Below are 15,395 nucleotides of genomic sequence, written 5' to 3'. Positions count from 1 at the left end.
CCCCTGGACCCGGCCCCCAAGCGGCTCACAACGGAGAAATATAGAAAAACCGATTTTGGACGGGGGAAAGTGCTGGTTGTAGAGGGGACGGGGGCTGTGTACCGTTTCTAGGCTTGGCGCTTGGTAGGCTGGGTCTGTTGTCGGCCAAGTTGTTGAGATGGATTGGAGAGGCACTGCGGTTGAGCGCAGTGAGGCTAGTTGAAAAAGCCCAAAAGTAAACATTACTGATGATCAACGTGCTCGCAGTACTCACACACTGATGATTGGCATCAATCTGTAGCGAGAACTTGTAAACCAGGGGCTTTTAGAGGGGGCTTTGAGGGTTGCTGCTTAAAAATGGAGATCCAGGCATTGGATCTGTGTATGCAGCACTTGGATCTTGGAAGCAAACCGGCTTGAGTCGTGGAGTTGCATCACTGTGAACCACTTGGGGCCCTCTGCAGGGATTGGGCGGATCAGAGTACTTGCCGCGGTCAGGAGATAGCGTAGGGATGCAAGCGCCCTGTTGTTTGACCGGGGCGCTTGTGGTTCGTCCGGGGGACGAACCACCCCGGGAGTTCAGGGTGCGCCCGTAGCTATCTCCTGACAAGGGTACCGGTGCGCAGCACCGGCAAGTGCTCAGCCCAATCCCTGCAGAGGGCCCCAAGTGGTGGCTTCACGGAGACCGATCTCATCATTCAAAGACCGATTTAACTCTCCGTGAAACCCCACTTATAAAAAGCAGACTTACGCCGCCTTCTTCCGTAATGTCAGCCACAGACCCGCCAAGATAGCCACCAGTCCCAACCCAGCGCGAGCCGCCAAGGTATTCCCCAGAATCAGGAAATCCAGCCCGGCTGTCACCACAGGAACCAGATAAAACAGGCTAGTAACGTTGACCAGATTCCCGCTGCGAATCATGCGATACAGCAGCAACTGGGCCAGCACGGAAATCACCAGACCAAGCCATACCACCGGTCCCCAAAAGCCCAATGTGTTCTCCCAGCGGATTTCTTGTCCCAAACCCAGGGACGCAAGAATAAACAAGCCCAGAGACAAGGAATACTGCAAAGGCATTCCTTGCAAAGCCCCCACGGGCTGACGCTTTTGAACAATGGTCCCCACAGTGATGCTCAACAAAGCAGCAATTGCAAATACCAGACCCAGCACGGACAAACGGCTGACAATCAGGCTTTGATACACCACCAGAATCAGCCCTGTCAGCGATAGTGCCAAACCGGCCACACGGCTCAAAGAAAAACGCCGCTCGGTCAAAGCCAAGGTCAGAATCGGCTGCACACCCAGGATCGTCGCCAGCAGACCCGGCGTGATTCCTTGAGCCAGGGTTTCAAAATAGAAAAACGAATACAGCCCGATCATCAGCAAACCGCTGATAGCTGGCAGCAGACGTTGCCCTTTGGGCGGCAGCCAGCCGCCATTGAAGTGCCCCAGCATGATCACCATAGGTAGGGCGATGGCAAAACGCAGGATCAGCATGGCCATAACCGAGCCATGATCCAGACCGATACGCGTGAAAATACCCGCGCTGCCCCAAAGCAGCACGAACAAGGCAATAGCACCCGCTTGGGCGCGAGAAGAAGAAATCATGATGTTCTTTATCTGTCTAAATAAATTAGGTTTGTCTGCAAAGACATTCCAGGCGCATCAATAGCGCAGGAAAAGAAAAAGAGGTCTTAGGAGCAGACGCTGTAGACGCGTGTGTCGACGACGACGTCGGACACGACTGCGGCTTGATTGACGACGCCTGGGGCGACGACAGTCAACAGCAAGACAGATAGAGGGGAGCCCGCCCGCAGCGACGCGGCCCGCGACAGGGGCAGAGTGCTTGGCAAAGAGGATGCGGGGCGGTTCATGAAATAAGAATCAGATCGTTAAATCGATGAAGTACTGTAGCACAAAATATATTCAGCACGCCAATCATCAGCCGCTAGGGTAATCGCTAGTACAGGCGATAGTCCGGGCTATGTAAGAATTGCACCGATCGCGATTTCAGATCGCTGCGACATTTCCAAATAAATACGACATCCGCTGCCAATGCTGCCAGCGCCGATGCCGGGCAAAAAGGCCCAGACCGGTTCAATGCTTGAACCGGTCTGGGCCTTTTTGTTTGCCTGAAATAAATCCGACCTCGTAGTTAGGTTGCGAACTATCTGGAACCTTGCTTCGCGGCACGATGCCATCGCGATACACAGAGCTCACGCAGCGTCAGCAAGATCTGACGCCAGCCAGGCCGGAATCGTCACCTTGTTTTGGAGGCTTATGCCATGTTGGGTGTTGCGCTTTTCTTTATTGGGGCTGTGCTGATTGTGAATGGCGTGGGTTTGACTGGACGTATTGAAAGTCGGGACCTGGCCCCCTTTAACTTGCTGGTGGGGCTGTTGGCCCTGTTCATCAATTTGCTGGGCTTGCAGCGCGGCGAGCAAATGGCGGATTACTTTGCCGTTGCTGGTGGGCTGCTGTTTGCCTTCACCTATCTGTATCTGGCTGTGGTGCAGTGGTATGGGTTGAAAGGAGTGGGCTTTGGCTGGTATTGCCTGTTCGTTGCCATCAGCGCACTGGCCTTTGCCGGGTCTGCCAGCGATCCGCGTTTGATCGCCATGTGGCTCTTGTGGTCCAGCCTGTGGTTTCTGTTTTTCCTGGCCTTGGGATTGGGACGGTCCTTGCGTATTTTGCCTGCGTATACCGTCTTGATCGGGGCCTTGACCTGCTGGTTGCCCGGCACCCTGATCATGATGGATGCCTGGTAGTTTTCATAGGAGTGCAAGCGTGGTGGGGGCCAGAGTAATGCAGTTTTTTGGAGTAACCTGATGCTCGCTCGTAGTGTTTACCGGCAGGTCCGTCGACCTGCGCCCCTACCATGCTAGACAGGAGATGGACTTTGGCTCACAACGAACCCGTACGCGTCGGCGTTCTTTATTCCGCAACCGGCATGACCTCTACCATTGGTCAGTCGCAATGGCAGGGCACCAAACTGGCGATTGAGGAAATCAACGAGGCCGGTGGCCTGCTGGGGCGTGAACTGGTGGCGGTGTGCTACGACCCGGCGTCCAGGCCCGCTTGCTACGCTGAACAGGCCGAGCGGCTGATTGTGCAGGACCGCGTCAACGTGATCTTTGGCTGTTATATGTCCAGCAGCCGCAAGGCCGTGATCCCGATTGTGGAGAAGTGGAACAAGCTCTTGTTCTATCCCACCCTGTACGAAGGTTTCGAGTTTTCGGGCAATGTGATCTATACCGGCGCGGCGCCCAATCAGAACAGTGTGCAGCTGGCGCATTTCATGACCAGCAATTTTGGCGCGCGGGTCTACATGATTGGCTCGGACTATATCTACCCCTACGAGTCCAATCGCATCATGCGCGAGCTGGTCATGCAGCATCCCGATAGCAAAGTGCTGGGCGAACACTATCTGCCATTGGATGCCAGCGAGAGCGATTACAGCCTGATCATGGAAGACATACGCCAGAAGCAGCCGGACTTTATTTTCTCCACCGTGGTGGGGGACTCTACAGCCAATCTGTATCGCGCTTATGCCAATGCGGGCTTTAATCCGCAAACCATGCCCATTGCCAGTTTGACGACCTCCGAGGCCGAGATTGCCCAGATGGGCGCGGAAATTGCCTGTGGACACTTCACCGCCGCACCGTATTTTCAGTCCATCGAGTCGGAGGTCAATGCGCGTTGTCTGGCCAGTTTGCGCAAGCGCTTTGGGGCCGACTGCCACCCTAATCTGTGCTGGGAAGCTGCCTATTCACAGATGCATTTGTTCGCCAATGCGTATCGACAATCCGCCAGTGATGCGATCGGAGATCTGCTGCCCTACCTGCTGGGCAGTGAACTGGATGCACCTCAGGGGCGGATCAAGATCGATCCCAATAATCACCATACTTGGCTTTATCCACGGATTGGCCGCATCAATGCCGACGGCGAGTTTGCGATTGTGCGCCAGGCAACGCGCCCGGTCTCGCCCGACCCGTATCTGGTTACCCATTCCTTGGGCGACTGGACTGCCAAGCTGGATACTTTGGAGACATAAAGCGTGGCCAACTCCTCTTCCTACGGTGATGAGCCGGCAAACAAGCCTTTGCGAGTGCGGAATCGTTTTCCGCATGCCACCTCGCCGCAGCTCAAGGAACTGCGGCAATTGACGATGGTGGTCATGCATCCGGACGATAGCGATGGCCGCTTGCTGACCCAGCAACTGCAGCGTATCGGGTGTTCGGTCCAGACGATCTGGCCGCCCACGCAAAACCTGCCTTCAGGAACGGATCTGGTGTTTCTGGCCGTGCAGCCTGATCTTTTGCACCTGCGCCTGGATTGGGTCTGCGAGGAGGAAGCACCCACGATTATTGCCGTGGTCAATTATGAAAATCCCACGATAGTGTCGGCCGTGCTGGATTTGAATATTCAGGCGATCCTGCCTTCGCCCATACGCTCTTTTGGCTTGTTGTCCACGGTGGTGCTGGCGCGTAAATACCATAAAGAACTGCGCCAGCAACGTCGGCTGATCAGCAAGCTGCAAACCAAACTGATGGGGCAGCGGCATGTGGCGCAAGCCAAGACGATCTTGATGCGTACCCATCAGGTGTCCGAGGACCAGGCCTACGATTTGATTCGTGAGCAGGCCATGAACAAGCGCAGCACGATTGAGGATATTTCGATTGCCATTGTGAATGCCAGTGAAGTGCTGTCCCTGGGGCAAAAAGGTTCGTCCTTGCTGGGGAACTAGCACGGCGTTTTGGCCAGGCTGAGCTGCGGTGGCTGGCTAGAGCAGGCGCGTGATTGAAGTGGTAGGCATAGGCTTGCTTGGTAAAGAGAAAAAGGCAGAAACACTACCCGTTTTCATTCCTCCTACAATAGCGATTTTCTAGAGTACGCCGCTGCCCCAGCGTAGAGATAATGAGCCATCAGGAATATGAACAGCCCCGGTCTGCCCTTGCGGTGACATCAGAGCAGCGCGCTGCTTGGGTGCAGCTGCAAAAAGACCGCGATCAGCTTTACGAGCAATTAGAGACTCTGAACCGTGGCCACCTGGATTTGAGGAAATTCTTGCTCAAGGCCAAACGCAATAATTGGATTGCCTGCACTTTAGTGGTGATTTTTACCGCGCTTGGCTGGTTGCTGGATGCATCGGTCTGGCTGCGTTGGTATGTATTGCCGATTACGTTTTTCTGCTGCGCCTTGTTGCGGTTTGGTGGAAAGCTGCTGGATCGGCTAATGCAAAGCAAGATTGCGAATCTATCCGAGTTTTTGCAACAGACGGATGCACAAATAGAAAAGGGGCGGCCTATCTTCGAGACAGACCACCCCCAATCCGATCAAGCTTGAAGTTACTCAGTGGAGCTTGGTGTCGCCACTCCCCAACCCAAGGCCTGATACAAGGCAATTACATTCAGGTACGAGCCGGTTTCCGCTATTGCCAGTTCTTGCCGGGTCTGGTTCAGGCTGCGCTGATTTTCCAGCACTTGTTGATAGGCACCGGCTCCCACTTCATAACGCGTCAAGGCACGCTCATGGGCATTTTCCAGATGTGACGCCGCCCGCGTCAGGCTAAGCAGGCTTTCCTGATGTTGAGTCAGCCTTTGCAAAGAGCCCTGAATTTCTTCCTGAGCTTGCAACAGCACTTGTTGATAGTGCAGGCGTGATTCATCGGCCACCGCCTCCATGCCACGCAAGCGCGCTTTGGCATGGCCCAGGCGCAGGGCAGGCCATTGCATGGCAGGTGAAACATCAAAGGCACGGGCAGCATGGCCCAGGTCGCTACCTCGCAAAGCAAAAAAGCCAATAAAGCCAGCCAGATCCAGGCGGGGGTACAGCTCGGCGGTGGCGGCGGCCACTTCGTGCGAGCTGGCCAGGATTTCTTGCCGGGCGGCGCGTACGTCAGGCCGGTTGAACAGCATGGCGTTCACATCGCCCAAAGGCAGGGAAGCGGCCAAGGGTGCCTTGGCGCTGGGCAATGGCGTATCAATGCTCCCGGCTTGCCCGCCGCTTAGTACCTGGATGCGTAAACGAGCCAGTTCCAGGTCGCTGCGCAGTTGGGGCACCAGGGTTTTGGCACGCTCCAGACCAGCCTGGGCATTGTCCAGATTCTCCGGCAATTCCCGACCCAGCGAGACGCCAGCCTGCACCAGCCTGATCGTATGCTCCCAGCTGCGTACGTCATCCTCAGCCAGAGCCAGTTGCCGTTGCAAACCTTGGGCTTGCACGTATTGGCGTGCCAGTTCAGCCGCGATAGCCTGGCGAGTCAGGTCCAGTTGGTCTGCGCTGGCCTCGCTGCGAGCCTGTGCAGAACGGGCCAGTTGCTCCAGACGACCGAACAGATCGATCTCCCAAGTGGCCTGCATGCCCAGGCGCCAGTTCTCGGTAATACCGTGATCAATGGAGCCATCGGGCGCGGCAAATTGTGAACCGCTACGGTTGTAGCTGGCGTGGGCCGTGATGGCGGGTAGACGGTCGTGTTGGCGCTCGTCGATCAGGGCGCGGGAGGCCCGCCAGCGGGCCTGTGCCTGGGCAATATCCAGGTTGTGGTCCAGGGCCTTGGCAATCAAGGCGTTCAGTTGCGTGTCTTGCAGCAAGGTCCACCAGTTTTCGCGTTGCTCGGTGGCTTGAGCGAACTGGCTGTTCCAGTTGGTGTCGGCCAAGCTTGGAGCGGTGGGAATGGAGGTGTCCAGCCCCACAGCGCAACCGCTCAGGATCAGGCTGGGGATCACCAGTCGCAGAGCACGCGCCACAGGCGCTAGCCTGTTTGATAGTTGTGGCGTCATGATGAGTGTTCTCCAGTCGAAGGGCGCAGGGCTTGCGCCAAATCGCGCGCCCGCGGGGTGTCTGCTTGATGGGCGTGATCACGCGCCAGCAAGGTATACAAAGTCGGCAAGATAAACAGGGTGAATACTGTGCCGATCAACATGCCCGAGACCAGCACTACGCCCAGGCCAAAGCGGCTGTTAGCACCCGCACCGGAGGCAAACAGCAGAGGCACTAGACCAAAGACCATGGCCCCGGTTGTCATCAGCACGGGGCGCAAACGAATGCGGGCGGCTTGCAAGATGGCTTCGGGCTTTTTCAGGCCCTCTTTGAATTGCAGTTCATTGGCAAACTCCACCATCAGAATGCCGTGTTTGCTGATCAGGCCGACCAGCGTTAACAGACCTATCTGGGTGTAGATGTTGAGCGTGCCAAATCCCAGGGCCAAAGGCAGCAGGGCACCGCACAGGGACAAGGGCACCGTCACCAGAATGATGATGGGGTCCACCAGGCTTTCGTACTGCGCGGCCAGTACCAGATAAATCACCACCAGCGCGGCCAGGAAGGCCCACACCAGAGACTGACTTTCCTGGGTGAATTGGCGCGACTCGGATTGCCAGTCATGCGTAAAGCCTGCGGGCAATTGCCGGGCGATGTCGTCCAGATAGCCCACTGCTTGCCCCAGCGTTACGCCCGGTGCTGGAATGGCTTGCAGCGTGGCCGAGTTTTGCTGGTTGAATTGGCGCAGGCTGTTGGGTTCCACTTCGCTGTGGATTTGAACCATGGCCGACAAGGGCACCAGCTCGCCATTGGCGCTGCGTACAAACTGACGTGTCAGTGCTTGAGCCGTCAGGCGCAGTTCACGCTGGCTTTGTGGAATCACGTCATACGAGCGACCATCCAGCGAAAAGCGGTTCAGGTAATTCTCGCCCACCAGTACGGCCAGGGAATCAGCAATATCTCGCAGACTGATCCCCATGCTGGCCGCTTTGCTGCGGTCAATTTCCACGCGGGAAACGGGCTTGTTGTAGTCCAGATCGCTGTCTACCACGACGAACAATCCGCTTTCACGGGCTTGCTGTTTGACCCACTCCATCGTGTCGTACACCGTACGGTAGTCGCCGGGGCTGCGTAGTACCAGTTGAACCGGCAGACCGCCGCTGGAACCGGGCAAGGGGGCAAGCTGGAAGGCGAAGATACTGCTGCCGGGAATCGCGCTGACACGTCCTTGCAGCTCACCCTGTACGGCGCTGGCATCGCGCTCGCGCTTGCTCCAGTCCTTCAGGTTGATCCCGCCAAAGCTGGCGGCCGGGCCGTCTGTCCCCACAATCAACCAGGTGCTTTCGGTTTCGGCCACTTCACGATACGTGTCATCCAGCAGCTTGCCGTCGCGTTCGGCATAGGCCAAGTTGGCATTTTGCGGAGCTTTCACGGCTGTCAGCACGCTGGCCTGATCTTCAATGGGAGCCAGTTCGCTGTGCGTCATTTGATAGAGCACGGGCAGGCTGATAAAGACCAGCAAGGCCATGGCGCCCGTGATCCAGCGATGGCGCAAGGAGCGGGCCAGCAATCGACCGTAGCGGGCCGACAGACCACCAAAGAAGCTCTCTGCCAGGTGCGCCATGCGACCTTCATCTTGCTGTGAGGGCAGTAGCAAGGAACTCATCACTGGGGACAAGGTCAAGGCCACGACCCCGGATACCAGCACGGCACCGGCCAGCGTCAGGGCAAACTCTTTGAACAGTGCTCCAGTCAGGCCACCCATCAGCCCAATCGGGGCATAGACGGCGGCCAGGGTCAGGGTCATGGCGATCACTGGGCCGGCCACTTCACGTGCGCCCAATAAAGCCGCCACCACGGGTGAGCGTCCGGCGGCAATGTGACGGTGTACGTTTTCAACCACCACAATCGCATCGTCCACTACCAGTCCGATAGCCAGCACCATGGCCAGCAAGGTCAGCAAATTGATGCTGAAACCAAAGGCCAGCATCAAGGCGGCTGCTCCCAACATGGACAAGGGAATGGTAGCCAGCGGAATCAGCACGCTGCGGAAAGAACCCAGACACAGATAAATCACCAGCACCACGATAATCATGGCTTCGGTCAGGGTCTTGAGCACCTCATCAATCGAGGCCTGGATGAAGCGGGCGGTTTCAAAAGCCAGGGCCACTTCCACGCCGGGAGGCAAGGTGGCCTCAATGGCTGGGAGGCGATCACGAATGCCTTCCACAATCCGCAAGGGGTTGCCGCCGGGAGTGGGGAACAAGCCCAGGTGAATCGCGGGCAGGCCATCCATCAGGGCGCTGGTTTCCGTCGCTGCTGCTCCCAGCTCTACCTTGCCTACGTCGCGCAGTCTAACCAGCGAGGTGCCGTCTTCGCGCACGATCAGGTCCTGAAATTCGGCCACGCTGGTCAGGTCCGAATTGAGCTGAATATTGCTCAAGACATGCTGGCCTTTGACCATGCCGGGGGCGGCCTGATAGTTGTTGGCACGCACAGCCTGGGCAATATCGGCAGCTGTCAGTCCATAGCCCGCCATGCGGTCCGAGTCCAGCCACAGTCGCATGGCCAGTTTTTGACCACCAAAGGTCTGGATTTTCGCCACGCCATCAATGGTGGAGAACATAGGCTCCACCACGCGGGACAGATAGTCATTCAGTTCCGGGATGGAGATTGACGTCGTGGAAAAGCCTACATAGGCCACCGCAGTGGAGTCCCCGGAGGAACGTTCCACAACCGGGTCATAGGCGCCTTCAGGCAGGCGGTAGCGCACCTGGCTGACCTTGCTCATGACTTCGGTCAGGGCCTGGGTAGAGTCGCGGTTCAACTCCATGCGCAGGGTCACGACACTGCGGCTTTGCACGGAGTTGGAGGACAGGTAATCCACCCCTTCCACCGAGGCCAGAGCCTGGGCGATGGGCTGGGTGACAAAGCCTTGCATCAGTTGTGCAGAGGCGCCGGGGTACTCGGTGGTAATCGTGATGGTGGAGTTCTCCAGCAGGGGATACTGCCGGATGGGCAGCTTGTCCAAGGAGAACAGCCCCAACATCAGGAGCAAAGCGCTGACCACCAGGGCAAGTACCGGCCGACGAACGAACAAGTCGGTAAAGCCGGGACGGGAGGTGGTGTTCATACGGGCTCCTTGTCCTTGGCGGTTTGTACTGTGGAGCCGTCCTGAATCTTGATCTGGCCGGCGCTCACAACCTTGTCGCCTTCTTTCAAGCCATCAATGATTTCGACACGTTCATCCCATTGCTCGCCAGTTTGTACGGCCACGCGCTTGACCTGCCACAGACCCTGATCCGTGGGGGAGGCCACAAACACGGTCTGGCCGTAGGCGGTGTAGGTCAATGCGGTTTCGGGCACGGTCAGGACGGGCGCTTCGGCGGGGCGCTTCAATTGAGCACGGGCGTACATCCCCGCTTTCAGGCGATTGTCCGGGTTGGGCAGTAGCGCTTGCAGGCGCACGGTGCGCGAATCTCCAATCAAGGGATCGATGGCGCTGATTTCAGCCTGGAAGTTCTCGCCTGGCCAGGCGTCCACCTGTACGTGCAGGGTCTGGCCCACCTTCAGATCCGGCAGGCTTTGCTCTGGCACGGTCAGGTTCACACGCAGTTGACTGTCATCGACCAGGCTGGCGATGGCTTGGCCGGGTTGCAAGTAGTGGCCCTGATGCAAGCTGGTGATACCGATGCGACCCGAGAAGGGGGCGGCAATCTGTTTCAAGGCCAGTTCAGCGCGTTGATATTGCAGTTGGGCCTGGGCCACAGCGTGATCGGCCTGGGCTTGATCCAACTGCTCCTGGGTAGCGGCTTGCTGTTCCTTCAGCTTGCGTACACGGGTGAGCTGAATGGCGGCCTGTTTGACCTGTGCCTGCTCGCGGCGCACGCTGGCTTGTTCCAGTTCGTCATTGAGCAAAACCAGTGGCTGGCCTGCCTTGACTTGCTGTCCGGAGGTGAAATCAATCTTGCGAATACGGCCGCTGGTCTCTGCACTGAGCAACACTTGCTGCCAGGCTTCCAGTGCACCGACGGCATGCAAAAGACGAGGAGCGGTCTGGGACTCGACGCTGGATAGTTCGACGACGGCAGGCGGGTAGGCTCCCCCTGCTTGAGCTTCTTGCGAGGCTGGCAGCAAACGCCAGCCTATGGCCAATACGCCGGCCAGAACGGGAATCATGATCCAAGTACGACGCGAACTCATGCTGCCGACCCTCCTGTCAGGGAAGAGGGCCACAAAGGCTGTTTGTTGGGAAGAGTCCAGCCGAATCGCTGATCACTTTGCGACCAGTCTTCGGGTTTGAAGTAGGTGGCTGACACAAGCTGGGCTTGCCGTAACCATGACAGAGGTCCGGCAAACAGAATCCAAATGAGGGGAGGCATGGCAGGTTCCTGTGACAACAAAGAGGCAGCCAACATGGCTTGCCTTAATTAGGTACCTGGACTATAAAACCTCAAGTTAACTTGAGGTCAAGGGGTGTCAAGATGGCAAAAACAGTGGATTTCAGTCGTGCCTTGACGGTGGGGGAAGTGGCCAAACGCAGTGGTGTCCCTGTCTCGACCGTGCATTTTTATGAAGCCAAGGGCTTGATTGCCAGTACCCGTAATAGCGGGAACCAGCGTCGTTTTGATTCGGTGGTTTTACGCTACATTGCGATCATCAAAGTGGCGCAGCGTACCGGGATTCCTCTGGAGGAAATCCACGAGGCCTTGCGTGGTTTGCCACCGGGCAGCAAGCCATCCAGCAAGCAATGGCGAGCCATGTCCAGCCGTTGGCAGGCCAGTTTGAATGATCGTATTGAGCAGTTGACGCGACTGCGCGATGAGCTGACCCACTGTATTGGCTGTGGGTGCTTGTCCATGAGTGAGTGTCCCTTGCGTAATCCGGCCGATATTCTGGGCCAGCAAGGGCCCGGTCCCCAGATTCTGGAAAGAAAGCTGGAGACCGGAACAGAGGCTTAGCTCGGGTCGGGCGACTGCGCGTACAGCGCGGTGGCTTCGGAAGTGACCAGGGACTGATAGCGCTCGAAGTGGTTCAGGATGTCGTTAATGACCTGACTGGAGGACAGGCCCATCAAGTCATAACCCCGACTGCCATCGGCAAAGACAGTACGCACTTGCCATTCTTGAGGGCGAGCCTGTTCGTTGCGTGCTGCTGCCGCGGTAAAGCTGGCAACCCGACGAGCGCGCAACTCGACGCCATAGACAAAGTTACGCTGGTTGTCGGCCTGAATGGTCAGTTGGGCCGTATCCTGCTCGCTGGTCTCCAGGCTGACATTCAGGTTGCGTTTGCCCAGTTCGTCGGCCACGGCCTGCAAGGCGGGAACCACGGTTTCACCCATGAAGCGACGGGCATCGCGCTGGTTGGGCGTGTGCAGGATCGTCGAGAGGCGTCGACGCCAGGATACTTCCGAGCCGGGAGCCGGGCCGGACATGGGGCCTTGACGACGCAATCGTGACATATCTGCCTTCATGCCTTTGAACAGCCCCAGGATCAACAAGAACATGATGATGGCAAAGGGCAGGGCGCTAACCAGCGTGACGGTTTGCAAGGCTGTCAGACCACCGGCCAGCAAGAGCAGGGAGGCAGCGGTGCCTTCCAGCGCGCACCAGTAAATGCGTTGCCAGACTGGAGCGTCTTCCACCCCACCGGCGGCCAGGGTATCGATAACCAAAGAGCCCGAGTCGGCCGAGGTCACAAAGAAAATGGCTACCAGAATAATTGCCAAGGTCGAGGTTACATTGGACCAAGGCAGGTATTCCAGGAACTCGAACAGGGCCACGGATGCATTCGCGGCAGCATCCTGGGCCAGTTGGCCCGCCGCCACACCCATATCCAGGAAGATGGCGGTGTTGCCAAAAACGGTCATCCAGAAGAAGGTGAAGACGGTGGGCACCAGCAAGACGCCCAGTACGAACTCACGCACGGTGCGGCCACGCGAGATGCGGGCGATGAACATGCCGACAAAGGGCGACCATGCGATCCACCAAGCCCAGTAAAACAGGGTCCAGGCTTTCATCCAGCTTTGCCCGCGGAATGCTTGTGTACTAAATGAGCGTGCAAAGAAGTTATCGAGATAACCGCCGATATTCTGTACAAAAGCATTCATCAAAAAGGCTGTAGGGCCCACGGCGAGCACAAACAGCATCAAGGCAATGGCAACCAGCAAATTCAGTTCGGACAGGCGACGAATGCCAACATCCAATCCGCTGACAACAGATAGGGTAGCCAGCGAAGTAACCACCACAATCAAAATAATTTGTAGCCAGGTTTCCTGCGGCCAGCCAAATAAATGCTCCAGACCAGCATTGATTTGAAGTACGCCCAAACCCATGGAGGTAGCAATACCAAATAGCGTGCCGCAAACAGCGAAAATATCCACGCTATCGCCAATCCAGCCTTCGATACGCTTGCCAAATAAGGGATACAGGCCCGAGCGAATGGTCAAAGGCAGGTTGTAGCGAAAGCAGAAGTAAGCCAGCGACAAGCCAACGACCGCATAGACGGCCCAGGCGTGAACGCCCCAGTGAAAGAAGGTAATGATCTGCGCCTGATGGGCGGCTTCCACTGTGCTGGCCAGGCCCGAGGGCGGGGCCGAGAAGTGTTGCAGTGGCTCGGCCACGGCAAAGAACATCAGGCCAATCCCCATACCGGCAGCAAATAGCATCGCCATCCAGGTGAGATAGGGGTAATCAGGCTCCGAGTCGTCCGGCCCTAATTTCAAATTGCCGTAGCGGCTTAATGCCAGATAGACGACGGCAAAGAAAAACAGGGCCACAGCCAGGATATAGAACCAGCCGAAACTTTTGATGACCCAGTTTTGTAACTGCTCAAAAATAAGTGCGGCGTCTTTAGGGAAAATAATCCCGATCAGCAAAAAGACCAGGACGATAAAGGTAGATCCCCAGAACACCCGTGGATGTAGCGTGCTTTTAAAAGGCAGCCCCATGTCATGCTCCGTTTGTAACTAAGAGGGCACAGCTTAACGAGAACGACTGCCGGTTGAAAGGTTTGTTAGATTAGGAAATATTTGCTCAGGCTCGGAAAGGATCTATTGGCAAAATTAATTCCTGATGTCCGGCCTGGCGGGTTAATTCCAACTGATGCAGCACACTGGCACTGGCCGTATGCACCGCAGAATGCAGGTCTGCACCCAAAATCAGATGGGCCAGCAAGGTGGAGGCAAACAGGTCTCCGGTGCCTTTGGCGGCGCAATCCACGCGTGGATGGCTAAGCAGGGTGTCGGCACGCGGCTCCTTGCGGGACATCAATAATTTGATCTGACCATCCTGCCAGGAGTCGGGGGCGGCACTGGTGGCAATAACCCATTCGGTCCGGCCATTTAGCAAGGCGTGCGCGGCACTGGAACTGCCCTGGATGGTGTCGCAAGGCTGTTGGGACAGCAAGGACAGCTCGTAATTATTGGGGGTCAGGCCCGTGGCCAGCGGCAGCAAGGTTTCGTGATAGGCGGGGATCAGTGCCGGGTCTACGTAGACGCCTACATCCAGATCGCCGATGACCGGGTCCACTATCACCAGAGTGTCAGGGTGCTCTTGCAGCAACGCTTTTAACCAGCGCGCAATGATGACGGCCTGGTTGGCGCTGCCCAGATAACCGATCAGGACAGCGCGTACCTTGTCCAGCGCACCGCGCAAGACCAGATCATTCAGAAAGCCTTCCAGCCATTCATCGGGGACAGCACCGCCGTGCACCGTGGGGTATTGCGGGTTGTTGCTGAGCAACACGGTGGGAACGGCGGCCACTTTAAAGCCATGTCTACGCAAAGTCGGGCCGGCAACATTGTTGCCCACCCGACCGTAGACGACTTGAGACTGAATCGAAACGACATCCACATGGTAGGGATGTCGTTCACGATCGACAAACGTTACAGCAGCAGTGTTCATGCAGCGCAATCAGCGGAACTGGCCTGTTTAAGTTGGCTGAGCCAGCTGGTCAGGACCGTAGCGGCAGCGGCGTGCAGGCGTTTTTGTACCGCCATGGCTTCCAGACGCAGCATTTGCGGATCGATATCAGCTTGTCCCAGTTCGTTGGCATGACCAACCAGCCAGCGTTCCAGCTTGCTGGTGTCGGCTTCCAGGTGAAATTGCAGGCCCAGTACTTGGGTTCCGAAGGAGAAGGCCTGATTGGGGCCTACGTCCGTGCTGGCCAGGTGAATGGCTCCGTCTGGAATATCGAACTGATCCCCGTGCCAGTGCAGGACGGGAATGCCGCTAACGGCGGCCAGGGGCGATTCTTTGCCCGCTTCGCTCAGTTTCAACGGAGAGAAACCGATTTCTTTCACACCCAGGGGGTAGACATTGGCACCCAGGGCGCGCGCAATCAGTTGTGCGCCCAGGCAAATGCCCAGCAAAGGTTTGCCTGCCAGCAAGAACTTGTTGATCAGTTCCAGCTCATCAGACAGGAAGGGGTAAATCTTTTCGTCGTAGGCGCCGATTGGCCCGCCCAATACAACCAGCAGGTCAGCGTCCTGTTCACCCACGTGACGCAGTGACTCGACGGAAGGGTCAATGTATTGAACTTGGTAGCCCTGTTCGATCAGAACAGGTTCCAGTGTGCCCAAGTCTTCAAAATGGATATGACGCAGTGCGATGACTTTCTTCATAAGAGGTTCTTTCAATCCAGATGGTAAGGAT

At 57.0% G+C, this 15,395-nt stretch carries 12 protein-coding genes; 5 read left to right on the top strand and 7 right to left on the bottom strand.

Features of this window, described 5'->3' with window-relative positions:
- Nucleotides 1–726: 726 nt before the first annotated feature.
- Nucleotides 727–1,587, bottom strand: coding sequence for a DMT family transporter (locus tag KOE80_RS10085; RefSeq protein ID WP_203145535.1), 861 nt, complete (start codon nucleotides 1,585–1,587; stop codon nucleotides 727–729).
- A gap of 677 nt (nucleotides 1,588–2,264) precedes the next feature.
- Here KOE80_RS10085 and KOE80_RS10080 point away from each other — a divergent pair.
- The 4 genes from KOE80_RS10080 to KOE80_RS10065 all read left to right on the top strand — a co-directional run bounded on the left by KOE80_RS10080 (nucleotide 2,265) and on the right by KOE80_RS10065 (nucleotide 5,325).
- Nucleotides 2,265–2,747, top strand: a complete 483-nt coding sequence (locus KOE80_RS10080; RefSeq protein ID WP_060186338.1) for an AmiS/UreI family transporter — start codon at nucleotides 2,265–2,267, stop codon at nucleotides 2,745–2,747.
- A 131-nt stretch (nucleotides 2,748–2,878) separates the two neighbouring features.
- Nucleotides 2,879–4,033: a transporter substrate-binding domain-containing protein gene (locus KOE80_RS10075; RefSeq protein WP_035271988.1), complete on the top strand. Its 1,155-nt coding sequence runs from the start codon at nucleotides 2,879–2,881 to the stop codon at nucleotides 4,031–4,033.
- A 3-nt stretch (nucleotides 4,034–4,036) separates the two neighbouring features.
- Nucleotides 4,037–4,726, top strand: coding sequence for an ANTAR domain-containing response regulator (locus KOE80_RS10070; protein WP_026484656.1), 690 nt, complete (start codon nucleotides 4,037–4,039; stop codon nucleotides 4,724–4,726).
- Nucleotides 4,727–4,896: 170 nt separating this feature from the next.
- On the top strand, nucleotides 4,897–5,325 hold the full coding sequence (locus KOE80_RS10065) for a hypothetical protein (RefSeq protein ID WP_226349038.1): 429 nt from the start codon (nucleotides 4,897–4,899) through the stop codon (nucleotides 5,323–5,325).
- 2 nt (nucleotides 5,326–5,327) lie between these two features.
- Here KOE80_RS10065 and KOE80_RS10060 read toward each other — a convergent pair whose 3' ends face one another.
- Genes KOE80_RS10060 through KOE80_RS10050 form a run of 3 tightly spaced genes read right to left on the bottom strand, consistent with a single transcriptional unit; the run spans nucleotide 5,328 to nucleotide 10,944 of the window.
- Entirely contained in the window at nucleotides 5,328–6,761 is a 1,434-nt protein-coding gene (locus KOE80_RS10060) for an efflux transporter outer membrane subunit (RefSeq protein ID WP_226349037.1), read from the bottom strand.
- Nucleotides 6,758–9,874 carry a MexW/MexI family multidrug efflux RND transporter permease subunit gene (locus KOE80_RS10055; protein WP_009459334.1) on the bottom strand — a complete coding sequence of 1,039 codons (3,117 nt, stop codon included), beginning with the start codon at nucleotides 9,872–9,874 and terminating at the stop codon, nucleotides 6,758–6,760. The genes KOE80_RS10060 and KOE80_RS10055 overlap by 4 nt, the downstream gene beginning before the upstream one ends.
- Entirely contained in the window at nucleotides 9,871–10,944 is a 1,074-nt protein-coding gene (locus KOE80_RS10050) for an efflux RND transporter periplasmic adaptor subunit (protein ID WP_009459332.1), read from the bottom strand. The genes KOE80_RS10055 and KOE80_RS10050 overlap by 4 nt, the downstream gene beginning before the upstream one ends.
- Nucleotides 10,945–11,225: 281 nt before the next feature.
- Here KOE80_RS10050 and soxR point away from each other — a divergent pair, with 281 nt between their 5' ends.
- Complete coding sequence (gene soxR, locus KOE80_RS10045; RefSeq protein WP_009459330.1) at nucleotides 11,226–11,702, top strand: redox-sensitive transcriptional activator SoxR; 477 nt, start codon at nucleotides 11,226–11,228, stop codon at nucleotides 11,700–11,702.
- Here the strand turns inward: soxR and KOE80_RS10040 are convergent.
- The 3 genes from KOE80_RS10040 to KOE80_RS10030 form a co-directional block, all read right to left on the bottom strand.
- The gene (locus KOE80_RS10040) at nucleotides 11,699–13,690 is read right to left on the bottom strand and encodes a BCCT family transporter (RefSeq protein WP_035271998.1); all 1,992 of its coding nucleotides are present in this window, start codon (nucleotides 13,688–13,690) and stop codon (nucleotides 11,699–11,701) included. The two genes, soxR and KOE80_RS10040, sit on opposite strands and share 4 nt — an antisense overlap.
- Nucleotides 13,691–13,775: 85 nt before the next feature.
- Nucleotides 13,776–14,645: a pyridoxine/pyridoxal/pyridoxamine kinase gene (gene pdxK, locus KOE80_RS10035; protein WP_035271999.1), complete on the bottom strand. Its 870-nt coding sequence runs from the start codon at nucleotides 14,643–14,645 to the stop codon at nucleotides 13,776–13,778.
- The gene (locus KOE80_RS10030; protein WP_021446939.1) at nucleotides 14,642–15,364 is read right to left on the bottom strand and encodes a glutamine amidotransferase; all 723 of its coding nucleotides are present in this window, start codon (nucleotides 15,362–15,364) and stop codon (nucleotides 14,642–14,644) included. The genes pdxK and KOE80_RS10030 overlap by 4 nt, the downstream gene beginning before the upstream one ends.
- Nucleotides 15,365–15,395 lie beyond the last annotated feature (31 nt).

Source organism: Alcaligenes sp. 13f, assembly GCF_020496585.1.
In the GTDB taxonomy this organism is placed as follows: Bacteria; Pseudomonadota; Gammaproteobacteria; order Burkholderiales; family Burkholderiaceae_B; genus Alcaligenes; species Alcaligenes phenolicus.
Note: the sequence above shows the minus strand (reverse complement) of the source record. Positions and strands in the feature narration are given on the sequence as shown.